22 protein-coding genes, 1 tRNA gene and 1 pseudogene are annotated in these 26,965 nt (G+C 47.7%); 9 read left to right on the plus strand and 15 right to left on the minus strand.

What is annotated here, in order from left to right:
• Positions 1-134 precede the first annotated feature (134 nt).
• The 10 genes from C510_RS0115160 to C510_RS0115205 form a co-directional block, all read right to left on the minus strand.
• Entirely contained in the window at positions 135-677 is a 543-nt protein-coding gene (locus C510_RS0115160; RefSeq protein ID WP_018712121.1) for a hypothetical protein, read from the minus strand.
• Positions 678-701: 24 nt separating this feature from the next.
• Positions 702-1,913 (minus strand): relaxase/mobilization nuclease domain-containing protein, encoded by a 1,212-nt coding sequence (locus C510_RS0115165; protein WP_018712122.1) that lies wholly within the window; start codon positions 1,911-1,913, stop codon positions 702-704.
• A gap of 5 nt (positions 1,914-1,918) precedes the next feature.
• Positions 1,919-2,317 (minus strand): plasmid mobilization protein, encoded by a 399-nt coding sequence (locus tag C510_RS0115170; RefSeq protein WP_018712123.1) that lies wholly within the window; start codon positions 2,315-2,317, stop codon positions 1,919-1,921.
• A gap of 165 nt (positions 2,318-2,482) precedes the next feature.
• On the minus strand, positions 2,483-3,013 hold the full coding sequence (locus tag C510_RS0115175) for a hypothetical protein (protein WP_025893034.1): 531 nt from the start codon (positions 3,011-3,013) through the stop codon (positions 2,483-2,485).
• Positions 3,014-3,063: 50 nt separating this feature from the next.
• Entirely contained in the window at positions 3,064-3,411 is a 348-nt protein-coding gene (locus tag C510_RS0115180; RefSeq protein ID WP_025893036.1) for a hypothetical protein, read from the minus strand.
• A gap of 135 nt (positions 3,412-3,546) precedes the next feature.
• Complete coding sequence (locus tag C510_RS0115185; protein WP_018712126.1) at positions 3,547-4,932, minus strand: virulence-associated E family protein; 1,386 nt, start codon at positions 4,930-4,932, stop codon at positions 3,547-3,549.
• A 1-nt stretch (position 4,933) separates the two neighbouring features.
• Complete coding sequence (locus tag C510_RS0115190; RefSeq protein ID WP_018712127.1) at positions 4,934-5,254, minus strand: DUF3853 family protein; 321 nt, start codon at positions 5,252-5,254, stop codon at positions 4,934-4,936.
• Between the two features lie 179 nt (positions 5,255-5,433).
• Complete coding sequence (locus C510_RS0115195; protein ID WP_018712128.1) at positions 5,434-6,678, minus strand: DUF6043 family protein; 1,245 nt, start codon at positions 6,676-6,678, stop codon at positions 5,434-5,436.
• 12 nt (positions 6,679-6,690) lie between these two features.
• Positions 6,691-8,184 carry a tyrosine-type recombinase/integrase gene (locus C510_RS0115200; protein ID WP_025893037.1) on the minus strand — a complete coding sequence of 498 codons (1,494 nt, stop codon included), beginning with the start codon at positions 8,182-8,184 and terminating at the stop codon, positions 6,691-6,693.
• 613 nt (positions 8,185-8,797) lie between these two features.
• Positions 8,798-8,871 (minus strand) — tRNA-Ile (locus C510_RS0115205).
• A 162-nt stretch (positions 8,872-9,033) separates the two neighbouring features.
• Here C510_RS0115205 and C510_RS0115210 point away from each other — a divergent pair.
• The 4 genes from C510_RS0115210 (at position 9,034) to C510_RS0115225 (ending at position 15,261) form a co-directional block, all read left to right on the plus strand.
• Positions 9,034-11,664: a calcium-translocating P-type ATPase, PMCA-type gene (locus C510_RS0115210; RefSeq protein WP_018712130.1), complete on the plus strand. Its 2,631-nt coding sequence runs from the start codon at positions 9,034-9,036 to the stop codon at positions 11,662-11,664.
• Between the two features lie 6 nt (positions 11,665-11,670).
• Complete coding sequence (locus C510_RS0115215; RefSeq protein ID WP_018712131.1) at positions 11,671-12,297, plus strand: HAD family hydrolase; 627 nt, start codon at positions 11,671-11,673, stop codon at positions 12,295-12,297.
• Positions 12,294-13,229, plus strand: a complete 936-nt coding sequence (locus tag C510_RS0115220; RefSeq protein WP_018712132.1) for a bifunctional riboflavin kinase/FAD synthetase — start codon at positions 12,294-12,296, stop codon at positions 13,227-13,229. Before C510_RS0115215 ends, C510_RS0115220 begins: the two co-directional genes overlap by 4 nt.
• A 103-nt stretch (positions 13,230-13,332) precedes the next feature.
• Entirely contained in the window at positions 13,333-15,261 is a 1,929-nt protein-coding gene (locus C510_RS0115225; RefSeq protein WP_018712133.1) for a DEAD/DEAH box helicase, read from the plus strand.
• Between the two features lie 94 nt (positions 15,262-15,355).
• On the opposite strand, the gene C510_RS0115230 is transcribed toward C510_RS0115225, so the two are convergent.
• From C510_RS0115230 to ruvB, 3 genes are all read right to left on the minus strand, one after another.
• Entirely contained in the window at positions 15,356-16,711 is a 1,356-nt protein-coding gene (locus tag C510_RS0115230; RefSeq protein WP_018712134.1) for a TIGR00341 family protein, read from the minus strand.
• A gap of 23 nt (positions 16,712-16,734) precedes the next feature.
• Positions 16,735-18,225, minus strand: a complete 1,491-nt coding sequence (locus C510_RS0115235) for a lipopolysaccharide biosynthesis protein (RefSeq protein WP_018712135.1) — start codon at positions 18,223-18,225, stop codon at positions 16,735-16,737.
• Between the two features lie 195 nt (positions 18,226-18,420).
• Entirely contained in the window at positions 18,421-19,446 is a 1,026-nt protein-coding gene (gene ruvB, locus C510_RS0115240) for a Holliday junction branch migration DNA helicase RuvB (protein ID WP_018712136.1), read from the minus strand.
• Between the two features lie 81 nt (positions 19,447-19,527).
• On the opposite strand from ruvB, the gene mnmA reads away from it, so the two are divergent.
• From mnmA to C510_RS0115260, 4 genes are all read left to right on the plus strand, one after another.
• Complete coding sequence (gene mnmA, locus C510_RS0115245) at positions 19,528-20,655, plus strand: tRNA 2-thiouridine(34) synthase MnmA (protein ID WP_018712137.1); 1,128 nt, start codon at positions 19,528-19,530, stop codon at positions 20,653-20,655.
• A gap of 175 nt (positions 20,656-20,830) precedes the next feature.
• Positions 20,831-21,934, plus strand: coding sequence for an OmpA family protein (locus C510_RS0115250; protein WP_025893044.1), 1,104 nt, complete (start codon positions 20,831-20,833; stop codon positions 21,932-21,934).
• 122 nt (positions 21,935-22,056) lie between these two features.
• A complete protein-coding gene (locus C510_RS0115255; RefSeq protein ID WP_018712139.1) occupies positions 22,057-23,160 on the plus strand; it encodes a site-specific integrase in 1,104 nt (367 codons plus the stop codon).
• 82 nt (positions 23,161-23,242) lie between these two features.
• Positions 23,243-23,677, plus strand: coding sequence for a hypothetical protein (locus tag C510_RS0115260; protein WP_018712140.1), 435 nt, complete (start codon positions 23,243-23,245; stop codon positions 23,675-23,677).
• Positions 23,678-23,959: 282 nt separating this feature from the next.
• Here C510_RS0115260 and C510_RS17435 read toward each other — a convergent pair whose 3' ends face one another.
• Together C510_RS17435 and C510_RS0115270 are read right to left on the minus strand one after the other, a co-directional pair.
• A complete protein-coding gene (locus C510_RS17435; protein ID WP_018712141.1) occupies positions 23,960-24,115 on the minus strand; it encodes a hypothetical protein in 156 nt (51 codons plus the stop codon).
• Entirely contained in the window at positions 24,099-25,430 is a 1,332-nt protein-coding gene (locus tag C510_RS0115270; protein WP_026320252.1) for an AAA family ATPase, read from the minus strand. Before C510_RS0115270 ends, C510_RS17435 begins: the two co-directional genes overlap by 17 nt.
• Before the next feature lie 546 nt (positions 25,431-25,976).
• Here C510_RS0115270 and C510_RS0115275 point away from each other — a divergent pair.
• A pseudogene (locus C510_RS0115275) lies at positions 25,977-26,965 on the plus strand (hypothetical protein); the annotation flags it as partial.

The raw sequence follows: 26,965 nt of genomic DNA on the forward strand, positions 1-26,965 counted from the left end.
AGAAGTTAATCACGCAAGTGCAACAAACTGGAAATCAATAAATATTATTTTAATTTTAACTTGCTTGTAATTTGCCAGATAGTTAAGAATAAGTGCGAATAGTTGCCACTATCGGATTGCATTCCATATAAACTTCATCTAACACAATATACAACCAGTCCCAATGCCACCGTATAAACGAACAAAAATATCACCAAGACTTTCATCCAGAAATCAGAGAACCAAACGCCTTCATTCCGCCTAAGAAGTTTGCGCATATTGGATTCATGCTCCGTTAGCATCTTCATCAGTTCAGAGTGGTGATTCTCCAATACAGTTTTCCATGTTTTGATAGCTTGGTTTAAGAGCTGTTGAAGCTGGGCAAGATGCTCGGGACTTATAGTTGCCTTGAACTGTGTGTTTTGCTCTGCTTTTATAATGGCATTGCAAATACCGTTAATGATATTGCCGGAACTATCAATAGCATTTCTCAATATCATTGCAGCATCACGCTCTGCTTTAATAGCGTCTTGAAGGTCTTGATGGATTTTCAACAATGCCTCTTTTGCTTCACGGATTTCTGTGAGCCGCTTGTCTGCATCCTGCTTTTCAGCCTCTAATTCATGATTGCTTTCAACCTTTTTCAACATATCATCAACGTCTATTGATGGAGTAATTTTTGATTTGCCAATTCCCATGATTCTTGTCTTTTGATTGTTAATTTATCTGTGAAGTCCTTTCCTGCGCTTGCACATGCTGTTTGCCATTCTTGCACAGCGGCGTGCCCATTCAAGATCATCCTCATCTTTATCCCGTCCCCAGCTACTTGTGTCAGAACTACCACCGCCACTTGACGCCGCCATACTTGTGGCAGCATCCAAATACCCAGCAAAGAGCAAAAGGGCCGTGTGCTGTATTTCTTCAATCTTAGCCAACGGATGTGCTTCCTCCAAAGAACAATTCTGCCGAATGATAGTATCAGCGGCTTCGGATATCTCGATATGGAAACTGTGATATTCGTCTGTCGTTATATCGTAATGTTTCATAACAGGATGCGAAGCAGTCGAAGGTTGTATAAGAGGAGTCGTGTCTGCTGTCCATGTTTGTTGGGGAACAGGCTTTGCCGGCTTAGATATCCTTTCCTGCGGATGTAGTTTTGCCCAAGTAGCCTCAATTTTTGATGGGGTCAGGTTTCGCCCGATACCCAACATGGATGATTTATAAATGGAGTTGCCACGCTTGATAGAATAGCCATAAACTCCGCCACCGTCTTTTTCTTGCAGGTGCACTTTATAGCCCCGTTTCACCAGTTCCATTTCATACCTCTGCCAACTGAATTCATCCATCGTGCGGAGTATCTCCATGCAACTGTCTGAGATTTCTTGTCTGTGACGTATGCCTATTTCTTCAGATTGTACCCAGCCTCGTCTCTCGTTGATGATATTCGCAGCCATGACAGCCCTCTCGCCAATCTTATGGCTGTCATTGATTTTTCCGTCCATGTCCACACGGTTGGCATCAATGTGCAGATGGAGAATGCCACTTTTAGAATCACGATGCAGGGCGACTATGTATTGAGAACCTTTGAGGTTGGTCTGTTTTGAGGAGACCCGTTTGGTCTTGCCGGAGAGGTCAATAGAATCAAACACGCGGATGAACTCATTTGACAAACGTACCCAATCGTCCATCGTCCAGTCCAGGCTTTCTTCCTCGGATGGGGAAATCTCAATTCTTATCACATTCCTGCCAAGCGGTCTGCCCTTATTGATGTTCTCTGCAAACTTTTTCTGCACGAGCATCATACGCCCGTACATCGCTTCCGGCGAAATATCATCGGGCAAGAAGTTGGCTTTGACTATATCCGCTTTCTCCTTGTTGACGGAATATCTTATGGCATTTGAGCCATGCGATATGGTAGAGGCTTTTGCTATCATAAAATTTATTCAGTAAGGTAATTTTCTATCTGGCTCCAGCGGTTGATAAGCTGAGTAGCGGCTCTCATCCATTGTTCTACAAATCGGGTATCGCTGATATACATTGCCCGTTTGTCTGCTTGGATGGATTTCACGGCTGCTGCAATACGGATAAGGTCACCCCTTGCATCCGTCAGACTACACAAGGCTTCCACCTCACGTTCAGACAACCGTTGTCGTGGATGTTGCCCTAAGGCGGTACGGCGCACATAATCGCTCATGGATAAGCCACAGGTCTTGGCAAGTTCTGCCGCTTGGGTATATTCCTGCTTTGTTACCCTAGCTTCAAGCCGCAGAGTGCGCCTTGTAACTTTCTTCTCGTTTTCTTCATCAACTTCCTTGTCGGTATTCTTTTTCTTCTTCATGTTCTGTTATGGGTGAAACATCAATAAAAAGGGGCAGCACGGTGGGAGCTTGCGACTGCCGAATATGCCTATGTGGTACAAATAAGCGAAGCGAATTTGTGCGACATAGGAACTTCTTGCAATACTGCATACAACAGTTTCGGACACACCAACTTTCTGGTACGGCTATATCTGGTTGTCAGCCGGAATATCTCCGCAGGAATCTTCCGTTGCCGCAGTCTGTGAGAAAACTAAAACAGAAGGGAAAGAAGAAGAGGGGGAAGGCTGTTTGCCTTCATCTGATATAGCAGGCATATCCTCCTTATCGTTTTGCCGGTCTTTCAGTCGGACATAAAAAGGATTGTCTATGCGGTTGCCATCCTGCATCCACGCCGATATACATTTCAGCGTATGGATGCTTGTCCGATTACTCTGCGTGGATGCGACAATTCCCAACTGGTTCATCTTGTCAAGCACGCGGGATATGGTCTTTTTGTCATAGCCCAACTTGTTAGCTAAATCCACTTCTGAAAGAACGGCTTGCCCCACTTGCAAGGTTGTGGAGAAACCTTTTATGGCATAATCGGTTTCTTTCAACACTGCCTCCTCAATAAGTCGGTGCAGAATCTTCATGCGGTCAATGCCGTATTTGCTTCCTGCCAGATACGCAAGCTGCTCTGACGAAAGCACTATACAATAATTCAAGTCTGTTTTCATCATCTGTCTGTTTGAAGATATTTTATAAATGGTACAGCCAAAAGAGAAAGTCAGCGGTGCATTTCATGTCCTCTCTCCGGCATATAATACTCCCTATCGTACGCAATATGGTCAAGTACGTCTTGCAGTCTGTCAAGTTGGCGACTATCCAATACACGGATGGCGGCAATAGTGATGTTCTGCGAAGCGATACGTCGATGTTCGCGGTTCCTCTCTGACATGCTGCCGTCCCCATCTGCATAGACGCTCCGCAGATAATCGTTCACAGCTTCGGTCTGTGCTTTGCTTGGATATGCCGCAGGGTAACGGTCTTGAATATACTCCACCATGTGGCTGACCGCGTTTGCCAGCAACGGTTCACGATTTTGTAGTTGTTTGATAAGTTCTTCCTTTCTCATGTTTTCAACTATTTTGTCCCATGTCCCAAGCATTTCTTATAACTTTCTCTTTTATTTGTTTTTTGTTTTCATCCTTTTTTTAGGGGAAAAGAGGGACAAAGGGACAGATATTCTTCTTTTCCCTTAGTTTGAGATTTAAAATGGTAGCTCCTGTTCACTAGGTAATGAAGTACAGACTTCTTCGTTTGGTGCGTCCACTCTCACCCACGGATGCTTTGCCCGTCCGGTCTTGTCACAATAGGCAGGATGCAACCCTTTGACCTTTTCCTGATCACTCCGTTTCCAATTAGGAATCATGGACATCAGGCGATTGATATATTGTGATGTGTATTTGGCAGGATTGCGTCTGACCAAGTCATTGGGCATTTCCTCTATAATCTGTCGGGCGCAAACCATGTTGAGTGTGGTCATTGTTGAGTTTGGTTCTGAGTATGCTCCCTTTTGATAAGCCTGTCGGATCGGAATGGTCCAACTTGTATATTGGACGGGAATCTCACGCTCCAAATACATTTCCAGATCTTCCATGATGGGGTCAACAAGGATGTTGGAATGTTGTACCTGCACTTCATTGGCTTTGATTTCTAAATCTGGTGTTAGGTAAAGTTTCATTCCTTGCCGATAATAGGCGTATGCTTCTGCCCAAAGTTGAGGAACAACACGTTGTAGCGCATCCAGCCATTCTGAAACATGACCATTACCTTTTACCGGAATTATCCACCAGCGGCGGTTTCCGTTATCCCCTTGCAGGAAGTTTGTCTCATTGGTAGTAGCCGCAAAGACATTGTGCCGCATAAACTCCACAACCTTATGTCCGTATGCCGGGCGCATATAGTCGCTGCAGCGGCTCAGAAAGGCCTTGGCGGCCTCTGCGTCATTCGCCCGTTTCAAACCGTTCAACTCACTGATTTCAATAATCCAACCATTGGTTATGGTTTCTACCTTCTCCTTGTCACCACTGGCAAAAGAGAACGAATCGTTGAACCACTTTCCACTGATGGTTTTGAAAAAGGTGCTTTTCCCGATACCTTGCGGACCAGGCAAAGTCAGTACGTTGTCAAACTTGCAACCAGGGGTAAAAACCCGGGCAACAGCCGCCACGAACCATAGTTTTGTCTGTTCCCTGATAAGCGGCATGTCCTCCGCTCCCAAATAATCAATGAGGGTTGTGGCTATACGAGGCTGTCCGTCCCATGTCTCTTGGGTGATGAAATCCTGTACAGGGTTAAAACTCCGTTCTGAAGAGGTCGTTTTTAGCATTTCAAATACCTTATTCTGTGTCAGATGTAATCTGTATGTCCTTTCCAAATAGTCTTGTATCTTTCCTGCCGATTCTTCATCAATCTTGTTGCCATTGACATTGCGAAACAAAGGGCTGAAACATACATCGTCCTGACAAAAGGTATCATATCTTATCTGACTAAGATTCTCATCCAAAGTGAAAATAAGTCGGAGGTTGCTGATGGAACGGGCTGGATTTCCATAGCTGTCTGTTACCAAATCTTTTTTCCAATTATCGTCCATATTATTGTTCCTTAATATGGATACCACCTGATTCCTTTGCTAAAGACAGTGCAAGGTCTGCGTCCACAATGATTTTTCGTCCTATCTGCGTAATAGCCTTATCTATGATACCGCTCTTCTTAATGCGGTTTGCCGTGGGTACGCTGCATCCGAACACACGGGCAATACCCTCTATACCATAATAGTTGCCTTTGGAGGCCATTGGAGATGTGGGCTTCTCGGCGGATTCTACACTTTTTGTAATGAGAAAGCAAAGCTCCTCGCCAGTCATCATGGCGATAGGTTTTTGAAGTAATTGGTTAAAATTGAATCTTTCTTCCATACCTTTACTTGTTTAGTTATTAGATACTTTAAGTTTCGGCTCAACTCTGTGAAACCGATTTCACAAGCAAAAGTAGTTTATGAAACTCTGCGTATTGGTCGGTTTATTTATAGCTTAATTTTACCGACCGAATAACAACAGATGTTTGCAGTAAAAAAACGAATAGCTAGATTTCCCAACTACCCGTTATTGATGAAAAAGTCCGTCCATCGGTCTATTATTCGTTTTGCCTTGACGAAGCTGTTCCCTCTTTGAGGCAAGTCTAAAACCATATCCTTGATTTCGCCATATCGCTTCTGTGGTATATCGTGTCCGTAATGCCGTTGAGAGAACTGTTCTATGGCACGATGGAATGCCATGTACTTTGTAGACGCTTTTATTCTGCCCGCTTTCGCCAATGATTTCAACAGATAGGCAAGGCTTATGTCCTCGGTATTCTCTTCAAGGAATAAACAGATTCCTTGCTTGATGCGTTCCTTGTCCCCAATGAGGATATCATCCAATGATTGCATAACCTTTTTGTTCCCACGTCTACCTTTGATTTTTCGCAAGGCAAATATAACTTCCTTCCATATTTCAGGGTTACACTTCTCTACAGTATCTTCCCAATCCGCTTTGGTTTCTGTGCCCATCTCTATACTTCCATTGACAAGCATGGTAATGCATGACTTTACCAAAAGCATATCACCATGGTCAACCTCTTCACTGTTCAGCAGATGGTCAAGTAACTTAGCCATACGTGAAAGACCGTGGTCAAATACCACGAAATAGTACACGCAATAAGCCAAGTCTTCTTTCTTTTCCATCACACGGTCATAGAGGTTAGCCATAAATCCACCAATAAACACCGCATGGGAGAGGAAAACAATTTGAGAGATATAGGCCAGGAACTGATAGACCATTTTTCTTTCCAGTTTACTCAACAGATAACAACCTTTGCTGTTTTTCATAAGTACATCCAATTGCTCTATCAAATAGGATCTCGTTTCCTGCGGTAAGCGGTTCCAAATTTCAATAGGTGTTCCGGAATGAACCATCAATAATTCTGACTTTGGGGATGTGAGCAGCTCTACCGTACCCGTTTTTACATTGATACCTATCCATAACCGTTTGTTGGTGATACATTGGGCAATAATATCTGTATACTTGCCAGCCCATTGCTGATTGGCTATATGCTGTACATCTTTACCGTTTATGAAATCAGAAAGCCAGTTATATAGTAACAAGGCTTCTGGCGGTGTACACTCCCGCATCATCCGGTATATATCCATTAGAATAGATAAGTACCCTTTGCCTATAGCATCCATGCGTTTACAGAAATCGGCATACGATTCTTCATTGACTGATTTCCATGCACGGATAGCCATATCTGCAGTGTCCTTTCTCTTGGAATAGGATTTTATCCTTTCTATGAAATTTTTCATTGTCTTATGGTATTAAGGTTGTCTGAACAGTTTGAGCAATTCTTCCGTGGACATGCTTGCCAGCTTTGCCAACAGAGCATCCCTTTCAGAAGTATTACCCAGGTTTAGCAGCTTTGAATTGTTCTGCATCTGTATGTCGAGAGGATAATGCTCGATGTAGATTTGAGTAATGGCATGGTCTGAAGAAGCATGTCCCATGCTCTCCGAGATATAATCCATATCCACTCCGGCATTATGCAGGTTGGTGGCAAACGAGTGTCGGCACCAAGTCCCGGACGGACAGATGGACTTATCCCAATTCAATGCTTCATGGCATATCCTAATAACACGGTCTTTTACGTTTGAGTTTTCCTGCATGGTATATTTACGGCGCAACTCTTCCGTTTCTGCACCTTTTAATATATGAGGAAAAACAAAGCCACCCCGAGTCGGAGGTGCCGCCACTTCATCTAACACATATTGTAAAGGAGGGATGATGGGAACGATAACTTCAGAACCGTCAACGCTTCTTCGGGAAGTTTTCTTTCGGTTGAAGCGAAAAGCCTTACCATCTGTCTGATAATAATAACTGTCATAAGTCAATCGCCCTGCATCTGCCATGTTGAAGCCGTTGCACAAGTACTGGGCAAGAAACAACCCCAATGAGTAGTGGGCACGTTGGGTATATTCTTCCGACCAATGTTCGGGATATTTCTTTGAGACAAAAAGGTTGTAGAGCTCCGTCATCTGACAGACATTCAGGAAGCTCTGTTTGCGCTTTGCACTCTTGGGTATGCTCACAAGCCCTTTCTCCTTCTTGTTAGAAAAAGGATAAGGAACATCTTTGAGATAGCCTTCATGTATACACCTGTTCCATACAGCACGGCAACAACGGAGATAAATCCCGGCGGTAGTATCGCTGATTTTCCCGACTATCGCCCCATTCTCGTCTTTTACTCCATCATGCATTCCGTCTTTCCACTTCTGAATTTCTGCAGCACTGATGCAGAATCCTCTAATCATATTGCTTCCGAGAATTTTTCTGAATGATTTGAGTGCGCATTCGTAGCTCTCTGCTGTGGTAAAACGTGCGCCACCATCGTCTGTCCGTAATTCATGGATGATTTGTTCCCATACACCAACAAAGGTTTGTGCCTTGGTCGTATCTTCTTTGGATGGCATCACTCCCTCACCCATGATACATTGGCGTACCATTTCAAATGTCAGGATACCACCTTTGTTTAGGTTCATCAGAATTTCTTTGTATTTGGGGACAAAGCTATCTTTCCACTCTTTTTGAAGTTTGTAGTTCTCGCTCTTGCATTTAGTCGCATTACAGATGTCTGAGAACTTTCTTTCAGTGAAAGAACTTCCGACAGTAAGATAAAAGAATTTGCGGTCTATCGTGAAACGGAGAGATAACGGAAACTCGCACGCGTTTTTCCTGCGAGTACGTGAGTCCAACACGACAGAAACAGAACAGTTCCGTTCCTTGAAAAGCGACAGGGACTTTGTCAGTTTTTCCATTGCATTCATTGTTTATGTTCAACATAACCTCTGAATACAGACGCTTTGCAATGTGAGGCATACATATACAAAACACTGCATATAACCACAGAGTCCCTATCCTTTAGGCGGATAAAAACATTGTCGTTATATGCAGCGGTGCAATCTCGTCGTCTTCTGTCGCTGACTGGTAACCGGGCTTATGCTAATCGGTCTCAACCCCTGAAGCAACTCTCGCGTTTCGTTTGTCATAGAGTACCCTCCGACTGGCACTCCCTCTACGCATTGATTCATCGGAATGGGATAACCCTCCCACGGCGGTTAGGCAAACTCACTTTTCTTTTTCAAGAAAGAGCACCACCAAGGTCATGGCTTGCCACAAATGCATTACGCGATACAAAAGTACGATATTATTCTATAAATCAAGGTATAAATGGAATATATTTGAGCTTATTTAACCGCCAATCATCGTCATATTAACAACATACCTTAATAAAGGTGTTATAGGATTGCACGGAGTTTCACGGGAGTTCTATGCGTGAACAGAGCCAACTCAAACCGTTTGTTTACGCATTGTTTACGCAGACAAAGAAAAAAGCACTTGCGATTTCTCGTAAGTGCTTGATTCTTAATGTGGACCAGCCAGGGCTTGAACCTGGGACCTCCAGATTATGAGTCTGTTGCTCTAACCAACTGAGCTACAAGTCCGATGTTACAATCCTGTAACGAAATGTGATGCAAAAGTAAAGGTTTTACCTGTAATCTGCAAAAAAAACAGCAAAAAAATGAAGAAAAAAACGTTTTTCGCCTTACTCTCAAGATTTAAGTTGTATTTTTGCGACACAAGTTCTTAAACCAATTGTAAACAATATGTCACAAACCAATCCAGAGCCTAAACTGACCGGACTGACCGACCAGGAAGTGCTGTCGAGCCGCGAAAAGTATGGTGTCAATCTTTTGACTCCTCCCAAACGTCCCTCCATGTGGAAACTCTACCTCGAAAAGTTCCAGGACCCCGTTATCCGTGTCCTGCTGGTAGCTGCCTTTTTTTCCCTGATTATTTCAATCATTGAAAGCGAATACGCCGAAACCATCGGTATCTTCTTCGCCATCTTTCTGGCAACCGGTATCGGCTTCTATTTTGAATACGATGCCAACAAGAAGTTCGACCTGCTGAATGCGGTGGGCGAAGAAACTCCTGTAACAGTCATCCGTAACGGAAAAATACACGAAATTCCCCGGAAAGACATCGTTGTAGGCGACATCGTCATTCTGAATACCGGTGAGGAAGTTCCTGCCGACGGAACTCTGCTGGAGGCAGTTTCCCTACAAATCAACGAATCGAGTCTGACCGGAGAGCTGATGGTCAACAAAACGGTGGATGAAGCTCATTTCGACGAAGAAGCCACTTACCCGTCGAATACCGTTATGAGAGGAACAACTGTTACCGACGGACACGGCATCATGCGTGTAGATAAGGTAGGCGATGCCACTGAAATCGGAAAAGTGGCCCGCCAGGCAACCGAACAGAGCGAAGAACAGACTCCGCTGAATATCCAGCTCACCAAACTGGCAAACCTTATCGGGAAAGCTGGATTCACTATTGCTGCCCTGACTTTCATCATCTTTACCAGCAAGGATTTGTATGCCTATTTCACCTCCGGAGCATATACCGGCGACTGGCATTCATGGCTGGCCATTGCCCGTATCGTATTGAAATATTTCATGATGGCTGTTACCTTGATTGTAGTGGCCGTACCGGAAGGACTGCCGATGAGTGTAACCCTGAGCTTGGCCCTGAACATGCGCCGCATGCTAAAAACCAACAATCTGGTTCGGAAAATGCACGCCTGCGAAACCATGGGGGCCATCACTGTTATCTGTACCGATAAAACCGGGACATTGACCCAGAACCTGATGCAGGTATACGAAGCACAGGTAGACAACAGCCAACCAGACCTGGTAGCCGAAGGAATTGCAGTGAACTCTACCGCTTTCCTGGAAGAGAAAGCAGCGGGAGAAAAGCCTTCGGGTGTAGGTAACCCTACCGAAATCGCCTTGCTGTTGTGGCTGAACGGCCAGGGAAAAGACTACATGTCTTTACGTACCCAGGCCAAAGTCGTCAATCAGCTTACCTTCTCGACCGAACGGAAATACATGGCTACCCTGGTTGATTCGCCCATCCGGCAGAAACGTATCCTTTATATAAAGGGAGCACCGGAAATCGTGATGAGCAAATGTAACCTACCGGCAGACGCCATTGCCCGCTATAACGAACAGCTCCTCGCCTACCAGAACAAGGCCATGCGTACCTTGGGTATCGCCTACCGGGAAATAGCCGAAGGCGAATCGTCCGATTGCGCCACCCTGGTCAACGAAGGTGGATTGACCTTCCAGGGTATCTTCGCCATCAGTGACCCGATCCGTCCGGACGTGCCGGATGCTGTCAAGAAATGCCAGTCAGCGGGTATCGGTGTAAAGATCGTTACGGGCGATACTCCGGGAACCGCCACCGAAATCGCCAGACAAATCGGACTCTGGCAACCCGAAGATACGGAACGTAACCGCATCACAGGAGTAGAATTTGCCGCCTTGAGCGACGAAGAAGCCTTGGATCGAGTACTCGACCTGAAGGTGATGAGCCGTGCCCGTCCGATGGACAAGCAGCGTCTGGTACAGCTTCTGCAACAGAAAGGGGCTGTGGTAGCCGTTACCGGTGACGGTACGAACGATGCGCCGGCCCTGAACCACGCCCAGGTGGGTCTGTCCATGGGTACCGGTACATCGGTAGCCAAGGAAGCCAGCGACATCACCCTGCTGGACGACTCCTTCCACAGCATCGCGACAGCCGTCATGTGGGGCCGTTCATTGTACAAGAACATCCAGCGATTCATCGTCTTCCAGCTGACCATCAACGTGGTGGCCTTGCTCAGCGTATTGCTCGGAGCGTTCTTCGGAACAGAATTGCCGCTTACCGTAACCCAGATGCTGTGGGTGAACCTCATCATGGATACCTTTGCCGCCATGGCCTTGGCTTCCATCTCTCCGAGCATGGATGTCATGAACGAAAAGCCACGTAAACGGACGGACTTCATCATCACTCCGGCCATGCGTAACAACATCCTGGGTGTAGGCCTCGGATTCCTGGTCATATTGATGGGACTTCTGGCTTACTTCAAGACACTTCCGGGAGGTATGGATGTACATCACCTGACTGTCTTCTTCACCATCTTCGTGATGCTGCAGTTCTGGAACCTGTTCAATGCCAGTGTATTCGGCACCAACCATTCCATTTTCAAGGATGCAAGCCATGCTTTGGGTATGCTTAGCGTTGCCCTAATTATCCTGGTGGGACAGTTCCTGATTGTCACCTTCGGCGGGAAAGTATTCCGTACCGAGCCCCTTCCGCTCATGGAATGGCTGTACATCATCGGAGGAACTTCCATCGTACTGTGGATCGGTGAAATCTGGCGGGGAATCCAACGGTTAAAGAAGAATTGATGCGTTATGAATCCGACAATCCATAACCTGATATTCGACTTGGGCGGGGTCTTGTACGACCTCGACATTGAAGGTTGTCTGCAGGCATTCGAGCAAGCGGGCCTGACCGAGGTACGTCACCTGATAACCGGTACCAACGAAGCCGGTATCTTCCAGGCATACGAAACCGAGGAACTCTCCACTCCCCGGTTCCGCGAAGAAGTACGCAGACTTATCGGTAACCCCCAACTGACGGACGAGGACATCGACCGGATGTGGAACCGCATGCTGGTACACCTGCCTCAAGAGAAACTGGATTTATTGCACGAACTCGGTCGGCATTACCGCCTGTATCTGCTAAGCAACACCAACGACCTTCACTGGGAACACGTTGTCCGGCAGGCCTTCGCAAAGCGGGGATACCAGGTCTCCGATTTCTTCCAACAGGTATTCCTGTCCTTCCGGATGAAACTGGCCAAACCGAACCCCGCCATCTTCCTCACCGCGCTGGAAAATGCCGGTCTGAAAGCCGAAGAAACCCTGTTCATCGACGACTCACCGGTCAACTGCCAGGCAGCGAAATCAGTCGGTATACAGGCTGTCCATTATACACCGGGCGAAGACCTCCGCTCCCTACTCGCTACCGTCTTATGAGAATCATTACCGATACAGACCGGACAGAAGCCTTAGAACCCTGTGTAGCCACAATCGGCTGTTTCGACGGCGTACACCGCGGACACCGCTACCTCATCAATCAGGTATGCGAAGTGGCCGCGGAGAAAGGGCTGCATGCCGCTATCGTGACCTTTCCGGTGCATCCGCGCCAAGTGATGCAGGCCGACTACCAGCCTCAACTGCTGTCCTGCCTGCACCAAAAGACCGACCTCATCAGCCAACTCGATGCCGACTATTGCTTCATGCTGCCTTTCACCCGCGAGTTGTCACACCTGTCGGCCCGGGAGTTCATGCAGCTTCTACAGGAACATTACCACATCCAGGTACTTGTCATCGGCTACGACCACCGCTTCGGGCACAACCGCAGCGAAGGATTTGAAGACTATTGCCGGTACGGACAGGAACTGGGCATGGAGGTCATCCGGGCCAAGGCCTTGGTAGAAGACGGAGTATCCATCAGCTCGTCCCACATCCGCAGCCTGCTCAAACAGGGTGCCGTACACGAGGCCAACCGCTGCCTGGGCTACGAATATTACCTGGACGGCACCGTGACCGACGGATACAAGGTGGGACGGAAACTGGGCTTCCCTACCGCCAACCTGCTGCCGGCCTGCCCCGAGAAACTGATTCCGGCCGAAGGGGTCTATGCCGTCTACACCTATGTACAGGGCATCCGTTATGCCGGTATGCTGAACATCGGACACCGCCCCACCGTCAACAACGGCAGCGACCTGAGCATCGAAGTCAATATCCTCGACTTCTCGGAAAACATCTACCGCAAACAGATGCGCATCGAGTTCATCGCCTTCATCCGTTCCGAGCAACGCTTCGATTCACTGGAGCAGCTCATGGCCCAACTGAAAGCCGACCGGGAACAGGTGCGGAAATTGTTGCAGATGCCCGTTCGTTGATGAATATCATTTAATTCGGTTTCCGCTTCATAAATCGCCACTGGTATAGCAATTTATCCAAAGATTGTGCGTATCTTTGCCCCCGAAATTTTAGAAAAACTGAATGAAGACATTTGAAGAACTCGGCGTTTCCTTAGAAATACGGAAAGCGATTGAAGAAATGGGATATGAGAGTCCCATGCCCGTACAGGAAGAAGTAATCCCATATCTATTAGGAAACGGAAACGATGTAGTGGCTCTGGCACAAACCGGAACCGGAAAAACAGCCGCATTTGGTCTGCCGCTGATACAAAAGATTGACGTAACCCGTCGTATTCCACAAGCATTGATACTCTGCCCTACCCGCGAACTCTGCCTGCAGATAGCCGGTGACCTGACAGACTACTCGAAGTATATCACCGATTTGAAAATATTGCCGGTATACGGTGGTTCCTCCATCGACAGCCAGATACGTAGCCTGAAACAAGGGGTACACATCATCGTGGCCACACCGGGACGCCTCATCGACCTGATGGAACGTAAGGTGGCCAACCTGTCTACGGTCCGCGATGTCGTGATGGACGAAGCCGATGAAATGCTGAACATGGGTTTCACAGACAGCATCAACGCCATCCTGGAAAAAGTACCGCAAGACCGGAACACCCTGATGTTCTCGGCTACCATGAGTCCCGAGATTTCCCGCATCGCCAAGACTTACCTGCACGATGCCAAGGAAATCACCATCGGTACCAAGAACGAAGGCAGCAAGAACGTCAACCACATCGCATACATCATCCATGCCAAAGACAAATACCTGGCACTGAAACGCGTGGTGGACTTTTATCCGCAGATTTACGGTATCATCTTCTGCCGTACCCGTAAAGAAACACAGGAGATAGCCGACAAGCTGATACAGGACGGCTACAATGCCGACTCCCTGCACGGCGAACTGAGCCAAGCACAGCGTGACCTGGTGATGCAGAAATTCCGCCAGCGTCACCTGCAGCTGCTGGTAGCTACCGATGTGGCTGCCCGTGGTCTTGACGTAAACGACCTGACCCACGTCATCAACTATGGATTGCCGGACGATACTGAAAGCTATACACACCGCAGCGGACGTACCGGACGTGCCGGAAAGACCGGTATCTCCATCGCCATCATCAACCTGCGCGAAAAGGGAAAGATGCGCGAAATCGAACGCATCATCAAGAAACAGTTTACGGTCGGCCAGTTACCGAGCGGCAAGGAAATCTGTGAACAGCAGCTCATCAAGGTAATTGACGAAATCGAAAAGGTAAAGGTGAACGAAGAGGAAATCGAAGCTTTCCTGCCGGGCATCTACCGCAAGTTCGAATGGCTGAGCAAGGAAGACCTGATCAAGCGGGTGGTATCGATGGAGTTCAACCGCTTCCTGGAATATTACAAGAACGCTCCCGAAATCGAACAGCCGAAGAACAGCGACAAGAAAGGCGAACCGAAAGAACGCAAGGAACGGGGAACTGACAAGGAGAAATCCAGCCGCAAGGCCGAAAAGGGATATACCCGCCTCTTCCTGAACCTCGGAAAGACAGACGGCTTCTACGCCAACCAGATTATTGAGCTTATCAACCGCAACCTGAAGAAGGAGCGTATCCAGATAGGCCGTATCGACCTGATGCAGAACTTCTCGTTCTTCGAAATCATCGAGGCCCAGGCTCCGATGGTCATCAAGGCCCTGAACAAGGTAGTCCTGAACGGCGGACGCAAGGTCATCGTCGAAGTAGCCGGCGAGAACAACGGCAAGAGCGACAAGGACGGCAAAAAACGCAGCCGCAAGGAAAGAGAAGGAGAAGAGAAAGGAAGCAAGCGTAGCGGTAAGAAAGAAAGCCGCGAAACGGCTTCTAAAGCCGAAAAGAAGGCCAAACCAAGCCGCGAAGAACGGGGCTATACCGCAGCCCGCGGTCCGAAGCACAAGGATGACTGGAAACAGTTCTTCCAGCACGACAACGACCGCCCGCTGAAAGGCGAGATACCAGACTTCGCCGAAGAAGGCTGGGCCAAACGAAAGAAATAACCTGCGTATAAACAGTCAAAACTGAAAAGCGGGAGGATTCGTCAGAGTCTTCCCGCTTTTTAGTTTTTAGTTTTTAACTTTTAATTTTTAACTTTTAATTAATAATCAGCTTCAGCTTCTTCGCTTCCGTCCGGGCCTGCAGCCACTGCAACATCTTGGCCCTGTCCATCACCGACATCGGCCGGTTACAGCCAATGACCGCGTACGTCACCGTATCAATCCGGTTACTGTCAATGTTCAGCTCCATCCCCTTCGATACGGAGAACGACTGGACTTCCGGGAAGATAACCTTCATCTCCTTCCCCATCCGCTCATTCACCACGTAAGAGCCACTGAACAGCGACAAGGCCCGTTGCAGCGAGTCGATTTCCTCGGTCTGCTCGTTCAACTTCTGCTGACTGTTCTTGTAGAAATCCTCCATGACCATTGTCTTGATGCTGCTCAGGTCCTCTACCCCGTTGTTCACACCCTGGAACACCGTCAGTTTCGTATTGCCCAGCTTATAGTCGGGCAGTTTTGTCTGAGCCGCCACAATCAGGTTCTCGGGCACTTCCTTTCCAATCAGCACCACCTTGATGGTCTTGTCGGAATAATTGATTTCCCGGTTCAGCACCTGCGTATCAGGGAACTGCAGTTCGTGCGAAATGAAGTTATTCGCCGAAGTCTGATAAAAGGTTTCACGCACGATGTTGTACGTCAGATAAACCGCCGGACACATGGTACCGATGGTAATCCAGATGATGTAACGCTTCACCATCTTCTCCCGTTCCTTGTCGACAAACTGTTTCCGCTTGAAGTGCATGAAACGGACCCCCAGGAAGGTAGCCAGGCTGATAAATACGGAATTGATGAAATACAGGTAGAAGGCCCCCAGGAAATACAGCAGATTCCCCGTAGCCAGTCCGAAACCGGCCGTACACAAAGGCGGCATCAAGGCCGTAGCGATAGCCACACCCGGAATCACATTCCCTTTCTCCTTGGTAGCAAGGGCTACGATACCTGCCAGACCACCGAACAAGGCGATGAACACATCGTAGATGGTAGGCGAGGTACGGGCCAGCAGCTCCGACTGCACCTCATCCAGCGGCGTGAAGAGGAAATACAGGGTGGCCGTCACCACACTGAAGAGAGTAGCCACCATGAAACTCTTCAACGAGCGCTTCATCAGTTCGAAGTCGTTCTGCCCGATGGCGAGTCCCACACCCATAATCGGCCCCATCAGCGGAGAAATCAGCATGGCACCGATAATGACCGCCGTAGAGTTGACATTCAGCCCCAGTGAGGCGATGAACGTCGCAAAGATAAGAATCCACAGGTTGGTACCCTTGAATTCAACCCCGTTTCGGATGGAGTCTACCGTGACCTGTTCGTCCTCCTTACTCCGGTTCAGGTCCATATATTCATCGAAGAACTTGCGCAGCAAGAACTTCTTATGATTCCTTGTTTCCATGATGCACTAATGTTTTCATTCCGTTATCTGACCAACCGATTCAGAATCGGTATACTTTTCAAAGGTAAGTCTTTTTTCAGAATATACCCAATAAATACCAGAATTAACACGGTATTCAGCAACAAATGAAGCACGGTGTTATGCACAGGTATCCAGACACTGAGGGCATACAGCACACCGGCCAACAGCAGATACACCGCCATGTCCTTGAGCGGATAATCCACCGGATATTTCTTCTGACCGATGAAATAAGAAAGCAAGGTTATCACCCCGTAACCGGCTACCGAAGCCCAGGCGGAAGCCACATAGCCATACACCGGCACCAGCCAGATATTTAAACTCAGAATCACCGCACAGCCGATGAGAGAGAAATAAGCCCCCCACCGGGTCTCGTCCGTCAGCTTGTACCAGAAAGACAGGTTGAAGTAGATGCCCTTGAAGATTTCGGTCAGCATCACGATGGCTACCACACTCAGCCCTTCCCAATAGTCGCGGGCCACCATGTAACGCAGGATATCCATATACCCCATCACCACCAGAAATGCCAGCAGCGAGAAGATAAAGAAATACTTCATCGCCTTGGCATACATGTCCCGGTTATCCCCTTCGCGGTTCTTGCCGAACACGAAAGGTTCGTAGGCATACCGGAAAGCCTGGGTGAACATCGCCATCACCAGCGCTACCTTACTCGTCGCACTGTAGATACCCAACTGCACCAGTCCCTCCTGCCGGTCCTCGAAAAGGAAAGGATAGATCATCTTGTCTACGGTCTGGTTCAGGATACCTACCAACCCGAATATCAGGATCGGGAATGAATAGGAAATCATCTCCTTCAGCAGTTTCCGGTCAATCCGGTACGAGAATCCGCACAGTTCGGGAATAAAGAACAGCATCTGTACTGCTGACATAATCAGGTTGGCCACGAAAATATAACCCACCAGATAGTCCGGGTCGTAGAACCAGTCAATCAGTCCCGGCTGTACCTTATACAGCCACGGGCAAAGCAACAGGAAGAACAGGTTCAGCAAAATGTTCCCCACAATGTTGAAGAGCTTGATGCCCGCAAATTTGATGGGTCGCTTCTGGAATCGCAGGTAGGCGAAAGGAATGCATTGGAAGGAGTCGAGCGCCACCACCAGAATCATCATGGCCACGTAGTCGGCGTGGTCGGGATATTCCAGGAACGAGGCGATGGGATGCAGGAACGTCAGGCACAGTGCCACAAACGCCAGCGAGAGTCCTCCTACGAACATCAGCACGTTGGCATACACTTTTTTCGGGTCATCGCCCGCCTTGTTGGCAAAACGGAAAAAACCCGTTTCCATTCCGAAGGTCAGGAATACCAGAATGAGCGCCGTATAGGCATATACATTCGAAACGACGCCATACCCTCCGGAAGCCGCAGGCAGCACCGCCGTATAGAGAGGGACCAACAGATAATTCAGGAAGCGTCCGATGATACTGCTCATACCGTAGATGGCAGTATCCTTTGCCAAAGATTTTAATCCGGCCATGATGATAATTAATAATTAATAATGAATAATGAAAAACGGATGCAGATTCACCCGACAAACGCTTGCCGGGCGGGCAGACCCCGCCCCTACAGATTATCGGTTTACAGATCCGATGGCACTGTACACATCAACAAACTCAAGAACTAATCACCTAGTATCTACGTCAACTAGTATCTACGTCAACTAACCAACCAACTAATCAAACAATGTCTTTTCCGTGCTGTAGCGTGAGCGTCCCAGGTGTTTATACGCTAAGTCCGTCACTTCCCGTCCGCGTGGTGTTCGTTTCAGGAAACCTTCCTTAATCAGGAACGGCTCGTACACCTCTTCCAGCGTACCCGGGTCTTCGCCCAAAGCCGTGGCAATGGTAGTCAGCCCCACCGGTCCCCCACGGAATTTATCGATAATCGTACAGAGAATCTTGTTGTCTATCTCGTCCAGACCGTACCGGTCAATGTTCAATGCCTCCAGTCCGAAGCGGGCAATCTCCACATCGATGCGTCCGGAGCCCTTCACCTGCGCAAAATCACGCACCCGCCGGAGCAGGGCATTCGCGATACGGGGTGTTCCCCGGCTACGCGAAGCGATTTCTCCCGCCGCCTCCACATCGCACGGTACTCCCAGAATACCGGCCGAACGGAGCAGGATGCGCGTCAGAACCGCATCGTCATAATATTCCAGATGCAGGTTAATACCGAAACGGGCACGGAGCGGAGCCGTCAGCAGACCGCTGCGGGTAGTCGCCCCCACCAGCGTAAACGGATTCAGTTCCAGCTGGATGCTGCGGGCCGAAGGTCCCTTGTCTATCATGATATCAATGCGATAGTCTTCCATGGCCGAATACAGATACTCCTCCACCACCGGACTTAACCGATGGATTTCATCGATGAAGAGCACATCGTTCGGCTCCAGGCTGGTCAGTACGCCTGCCAGGTCGCCCGGTTTGTCAAGTACCGGTCCCGAAGTCACCTTGAAACCTACCCCCAGTTCGTTGGCAATGATATTGCTCAATGTAGTCTTTCCCAATCCGGGAGGTCCGTGCAGCAGCACGTGGTCCAGCGCTTCCGCCCGCAGACGGGCCGCCTTGACAAAGATACGCAGGTTATCTACCACCTTGTCCTGTCCGCTGAAATCCTCGAACTGCAACGGACGCAAGGCGTTTTCAAAATCGCGTTCCTTGCCGCTGGGCCGATAGTCACGTATATCAAACTGTTCTTCCATATCTTTTCTGAATACGAAAACAAAAGTACAAAAGATTCCGTGAAAAACCTTATTTTTGTTCCAAACTCAAAAACAGAACTTATGCAAACAACCGAGAAACGCGTTCTGGTAGGTATGAGTGGCGGTATAGACAGTTCTGCAGTCTGCCTCATGCTACAGGAACAAGGATATGAAGTGGTAGGCGTCACCTTACGCACCTGGGATGTTCCCTCACACTTTTCCACTCCCGGACAAGAGGAGCCGGACGAAGTACTGGAAGCCCGGTCACTTGCCCGCCGGTTAGGCATCGAACACCATGTAGCCGACGTACGCGAAGAATTCCGGCAGGTCATCGTCCGTTATTTCATCGAGGAATACATGCGGGGGCGGACTCCGAACCCCTGTGTACTGTGTAATCCCCTCTTCAAGGAACGGGTACTCTGCGAGTGGGCGGACCGTACCGGATGTGCCTGTATTGCCACCGGACATTACTGCCGGCTGGTAGACAAGGACGGTCACCGTTATATCGTGACAGGCGACGACTCCACCAAGGACCAGTCGTATTTTCTTTGGAAACTGCCACAGAGCATTCTCCGGCGAATGATGTTCCCACTGGGAGGCATGAACAAAACCGATGTCCGCACCTATCTGGCAGAGAAAGGCTTCGAAGCAAAGGCCCAGGGCGGAGAAAGTATGGAAATCTGTTTCATCGACAAGGATTACCGGGAATTTCTGAAGGAACACTGCCCCGACATTGATGAACGTATCGGTCCGGGATGGTTTGTCGACAGCAAAGGCTTGAAGCTCGGACAGCACAAAGGTTTCGCCTATTACACCATCGGCCAGCGCAAGGGGTTGGAGATAGCCTTAGGAAAACCGGCCTACGTACTGAAAATCAATCCGGCCAAGAACACCGTCATGCTCGGTGACGCTGAACAGCTGAAAGCCGAATACATGCTGCTGGAAGATGTCAGTATAATAAACAGGGAGGAACTGCTTTCTTGTCCGGAACTCTCAGTCCGTATCCGTTACCGCAGCCGGCCCATTCCTTGCCGGGTCTTTCCCCTGGAAAACGGTCACCTGCTGGTACGCTTCCTGGCAGAGGCTTCAGCCATCACGCCGGGACAATCAGCTGTATTTTATGACGGCAACCGGGTATTGGGCGGTGGATTTATTGCTTTCCAGCAAGGAATCAGGAAATTAGCGCAAGAATATGCAGAAAATATTTAGTCTCTGAAAAATGGGACGGAAAATAATGGAATTCTACCAAATTTCAAAGCGAAAAACGTGAAATTTATAAAAATATAAACCAAATAATAAGAAGAATCTGAAATATTTGTCTATCTTTACATTCACAAACCTGTCATAAAAAACAGAAATTGTATAACACAAAAATAAAAGGATTATGAAACTAAGAAGAGATCTTACCGCAATCGCGCTTGGACTAAGCACCGTTGCAGCGTTTGCCCAGACAGGCAACACAGAAACACGCCAGATTAAGGAAGAAGGCAAAACTGTATTTAACCCGCATTGGTTTATGCAGGTACAGGGTGGAGTTGGTTATACCGTAGGAGAAGCTGATTTCGGAGACCTGATTTCTCCGGCAGCTGCCTTGAACTTCGGCTACCAGTTCACTCCCGTTTGGGGACTCCGCTTTGGCGTAAGCGGCTGGCAGGCCAAAGGTGGTTGGGCAAGTCCGGCTACTACCTATAAATATAACTACCTGCAGGGTAACGTCGATGTAACCCTCGATTTAGGCAATCTTTTCTGCGGTTACAAAGCCAACCGCCTGTTCAACCCGTATTTCTTTGTAGGAGTTGGTCTGAACGGCGCATTCAACAACGATGAAGCTGTAGCTTTAAACAATCAAGGCTACGAAATGGCTTATCTGTGGGACAAGAACAAGATCAGTCCTGCCGGACGTGCCGGATTGGGTGTGGCTATCCGTTTGGCTGAAAAGGTATTCTTCAACATCGAAGCCAATGCCAACGTGATGAGCGACAAGTTCAACTCAAAGAAAGCAAGTAATGCTGACTGGCAGTTCAATGCATTGGCAGGTTTCACATTCAAGTTCGGCAAACCGTCCAGAACTACCGAACCGGTTTACTACGAACCGACTCCGACTCCTCCGCCAGCACCGGCTCCTGTAAAAGAAGAACCGGCACCTGCTCCGGTTGTAGAAGAGGTAAAACCAATGACACAGAATGTATTCTTCAAAATCAATTCGGCTGAAATCCGTACTTCAGAAGAAAACAAGATTGCCAGCCTGGTATCTTACCTGAAAGAGCACAGCAATGCCAAAGTCAGTCTCTGTGGTTATGCCGACAAGCAGACCGGTAATGCCCGTATCAACGAACGCTTGTCTAAAGAACGTGCAGAAGCTGTAGCTGAGGCACTGAAGGCACAGGGTATCGCTGAAAGCCGTATCACGGTAGACTACAAGGGTGATACCGCACAGCCGTTCGGTACCGCAGAAGAAAACCGCGTAACTATCTGTATCGCTGAATAAGCCTGAATAACGACCTGCCGGAAATTCCGGTGTCTCATAAATAACTGTATTCCGTGAGAAACAGACTTCATAAGTTTGTTTTCTCATGGAATACAGTTTTTTTTTTGTCTAAATTCAACGTTATGGGAATCACACTTGGAAGAAAATCGCTCCGAAACGGGCGCTTATCACTGTATCTGGACTATTGTTTCAACGGGAAACGCCAAAGGCAATACCTGGGAATCATTCTGGACTCCCCTACCGACAAACACACCCGTGCCACCAACCGTGCCAAACTCCAACTGGCACAAGTATTACGCTCACAAAAAGAAATCGAATACCTGAAGGAACGGTATCCGTTCCGGATGACCGAAATGCCATTCAGACTGCCACAAACCGCCGGCAACGGCATCGACTTCTTCAGTTACGCCGAAGAATACCTGACACAGTATCACCAGAAGGATATCCGGCTGGTGCGAGGAGCATTTACCCAGTTACGGAAATTCCACACGGGAGTCTTGCTGCTGGACAATATCACTCCCCGCTTCTGCAACGCTTTTTTGGACTACCTGCAACGGAACCTGAACGGAAACTCGCCGGTAAACTACTTCAAGAAATTCAAGATGTGCCTGAGTGCCTGCGTAGAATCCGGGCTAATCCTCCAGAATCCGGCCAGCGGCATCCGCCTGCACCAGTACAACGATGTAACGAAAGAGATTCTCTCTGAAAAGGAACTGACCCAACTGGCATTGACCCCCTGCCGCAGTCCGGAAGTGAAACGGGCCTTCCTGTTTTCATGCATGAGCGGTCTGCGCTGGTGCGATGTAAAACTTCTGTGCTACCGGAACATTGATTTCGCCCAGAAAAGGATTACACTTATCCAAAAAAAGGTGGCCGGCCATTCCAGCCGTTCGGTACTTCACCTGAATCTGAACGCCAGTGCCCTCTACCTGCTGAAGGTACAGTCCGGATTGAGCGAAGAACGGGTATTCCGCCTCCCGTCGCACTCCTACTGCCTGCGCATGCTGAACGAATGGACCCGCAAAGCCGGCATCCGCAAGCATATCTCTTTCCACTGCGCCCGCCATACCTTCATCACCAACCTGATGGCCAGCGGTGCCAACATCAAGACCGCCGCTTCGCTGGCCGGACATTCCAGCACACGACATACCGAAAAGTACATCCACATTATCGATACACAGAAACAACAGGCTGTAGACAACCTTCCTCCGCTACCTTTCGATTAATTTCCCACATTTGCTATACGAAAAATCAATCTTTTTGCCTACATTTGCGCAGAGAAATTAATAACCTAATATACAAAAAATTATGGCAGAACTTAAAATTAGCCTTCGGCGCATTGCCGAGGACGGATTTACCAAGAACGATGAAATCCTGGCCGACACCTCGAAAGTACTTCACCCGCAGATGGGATTCGAACTGATGTCTGATATCAAGAAAAACCTGCTTACCATCGTGGCACAGGTAGGCTTCACTACTCCCGAAAAGGAAATCGCCGCATTCCTGCGTTTCCGTTTCACCCTCGAAGTCATCAGCCTGAGCAGCCTGGAATATGTAAGTAACCCGGAAAAAGGAACACACGATTATAAATTTCCACAAGGCTTCCTGGAAGCTGTATTGACCGATGTCTATGCTACGGCTCGTGTGCTGCTGGCTCAGAAACTGGTAGGAACCCGCCTGGAAGGAGCTTACCTCCCGTTCGGTGGTGCCAGCGAACTGATCAAGCTAACTAAAAAATACTGATAAATCACCTATCTATCATTCAAGTTCCGCAGCTTGCCCAACGCTGTAGAGAAGACGTTCTCAGTAAGCAGGTTGAACTTGCGGAACTTGAAAAAATAATTAAAGGATTTATAGTGGAATCTTGATTGTAAAATACAATACTATATTCAGGGAGGGTGTGTCAAAATGATGCATCCTCTTTTTCGTTCCTAAAGATTAATTTCACCTCTTCCTTCTGTTAATCCGTTGCGTTGCCTTTATTTGCTTCCACCGAAGGAACTCATCCCCCAGCTTGTGTAGGACTTAGATACCGTCCGTTTTGGTATATCCCTCGGGAAGCGAGAGTGTAGGGAAAGGGTGTACAGATTCGGTTGCCACCTGTTCCGGTGTTACCGATGACTGTTTCAGTTCACGGCCTCCATCCTTCTTCGTGTATGTAAGCCTACTGTTTTTTTTCATAGGTATCCATCAGATTGACAAACCGGATGGCTCCGTATCTGCCCTCGTTGTATCCGCGCATCATGGAAATGGTATGATGCTCCTTGAAATCGTTATGACAATAGAGAACAGAAGCACCTTCCTTCTTGTCGATGAACCAGACTTCATCCGATCTCAGTACATCCTTTTCATCCAGAAGCTGGGTATCGTGAGTCGTGAATATCAGCTGTCCGTTGGTGTCTTCAGTATGGGCAAAGAAACTGACAATTCCTTTGACCATGGTCGGGCTCAGGCAGAAGTTAATCTCGTCCACCACCACCGTTTTTCGTTGCCGGGAGGCCATATACAAGGCCGGAAGTAGGGTCAGGGCTCTTAAAGTACCGTCGGACTGGGCTCTGGCATCAAGATGTCCGATAAAGCCATTCTTCCCGATATTGTCGAATATCAGCTGGTAGACTTTCTTGATACCGTTCTCTATGTTGATGGACAGGACAGGCGTGTTGTCAGCATGAAGTGCCAGGTGCTGTCCTTTCTCCAGATTTACCGGAAGCATGCTTGCCAGCTGGATGTGCTTCTGTGCCCATTGCTCGAAATCTTCATCGGTGAGGTTGAAATCCTGCACCCCAACCTCCAGTCCGGCTATCAGCCTGCGCGCGAATTCCATCATCTGTGTATCCTTACGAAGTATCTCAATGAGTGTCGGCAGCAGGGTATGTACTCCGATAATTTCCAGATTCCCATTGAACCATCTGTAGGCTGCGGTGGCACGAGGGTCCTGCAGTATCGGGAACTCACGGTTTAGCGAAAGCAATGAAGACAAAGGGTTCTTCTTGAGTAGGACTTCTGTGGCTGAGCGGATTACGTCATCCACTTCCACCTTGTCTGCATATTCTACTTTCCCCTTTTTACGCTCATACACAAGTTCTATCTGTCCGGACTTCGGAAATGTCTCAGAAAGGGCTTCCCGGATGACGGACTTGTTGCCGATTTCCATCTCATAGAAATAATACTTACCTCCATGACTGAACTCTATGGCCAGACAGATGGGAGTTTCCATATAATTCTCTTTCAGTCGGTAGAAGAACTTATCGAGTTCGATGCTTTTCAGGAAATTCTTGTCGAGTGCAAATGACTTGATAAACTCCAAAGCCTTGACCAGATTGGATTTTCCGGCACCGTTCTGCCCATATACAGCAGCTTGTTTGAGCAGGGGTACATCTGTATCTTTCGTATAGACATGGTTAGACAGGCTGGTACGTTTCATGTTTGGAAACATATCAAACTGCATCACATCATCAAAAGACAGAAAATTCTGTATAACCAATCTAAGTAACATATATTAAAGTTTTAGAGCACAAGGCCAATATAATTCATGGAAAGTTACACATAGAGACGTATGAGAAACCGATTCTCATGTCTGGCTCTGTCAGGTAATACTTTCAACTATACAAATATAGGCAAAATTATGATTAAGTAAACAGATAAGCGTGAAATTTTCACCTCTGATGTTTATAATACCGGAAGAAGAGATTATCCATGTCTGCATATACCATTGTACATATCAAAAATCTTGTTGTTCTGTAGTCTTTCCGCCCCCCATCCGTCTCTTTTCAGGTACCCAAACACTTAATTCTCTTATAATAAATCAGTAACAAAGACTTTTTCATTCACGCCGCGGCTACAGAACCGGCTGAAATCGCGTCCAGAAGGCCTTCTGGCGGGGTATTTGTTTGTTTCTTCCTCGCTTTTTGTCCCTCCACCGTCCCTTATCCGTCCCTCCGATGGCAGCTGCCTCTAACCGTTTCTGTATATGGGGAGCGGGGATAACTTGAGTTGAAACAATTTGAGTTTTTTGATTTATAAATTAAAAATTTTTATTATTATGAGAAAAAAGTATTTAAGTGCACTTCTGTTCGGAGCGCTTCTGTTCGCTTCAGCAGGAACTTTTACTTCTTGTAAAGACTATGATGACGACATCAACAACTTGCAGGAACAGATTAACACCATCGCAAGCAGCCTGAACGACCTGAAGACTAAGGTTGAATCAATGGGCGGTGTAAAGGATGTAACCTTTGCGGACGGTGTCTTGACAGTGACTACAGATGCAGGAAGCGCTACCTATAACATTCCTGACAAGGTAGGCATCACTAAGGTTGAACTGACTAACGGTGTTTTGTATGTAGACGGTGTAGAAGTCGGCAAGGCTCAGACAGTAGAAGTAAAGAACGGTATTCTTTACATCGACGGTGAAGCTCAGGAACTGAACGTAAACTTTGACAGCAATGTGATTGGTGTTAAAAACAATGATGCCGGTACTTATTCACTCACAGTAAACAACGAGACTATCCAGTTACCGATTGCTTTCGCTAATGTAAAAATTTCATTACAGAATGCTAATGAGTTTGATGATGATGGTAAAACATTCTTTGTATTTACCGAATACAATGAAGGCAAGCAGGCTACTAGTTGGTATAACTGCGATGACCAGAAATACGGTATCCATTGGGCTATTGCCAGCAAGGATTTCGAATGGGACGGTCCGAAAGGAGCTCCGAAAGCTAATGAAATGGTCGTAGGTCAGATTACTGCTGCTAAAGTTTCTGTTCGTCCGATTAACTTTGACCTTAAAACTGCTGAGTTGAAATTGGTTCCTTCAGTAGGTGAAGAAGCTGCTGTTAAAGTAATTGCACATCCTTCACAGGACAACGGACCACTTAACACAGGAAGCAGAGAGGCATCAGTTACATATAAAGATGTTAAGCAGGGTGACTACGTGTTGACACTTGAATTCGACAAGAACAAGACAGCAGAAGACATGATTCATGATTTTGCTACAAGCGACAACAATGCCAACATTAAATATGCCTTGAG

Source organism: Phocaeicola barnesiae DSM 18169 = JCM 13652 (genome assembly GCF_000374585.1).
Taxonomy (GTDB): Bacteria; Bacteroidota; Bacteroidia; order Bacteroidales; family Bacteroidaceae; genus Phocaeicola; species Phocaeicola barnesiae.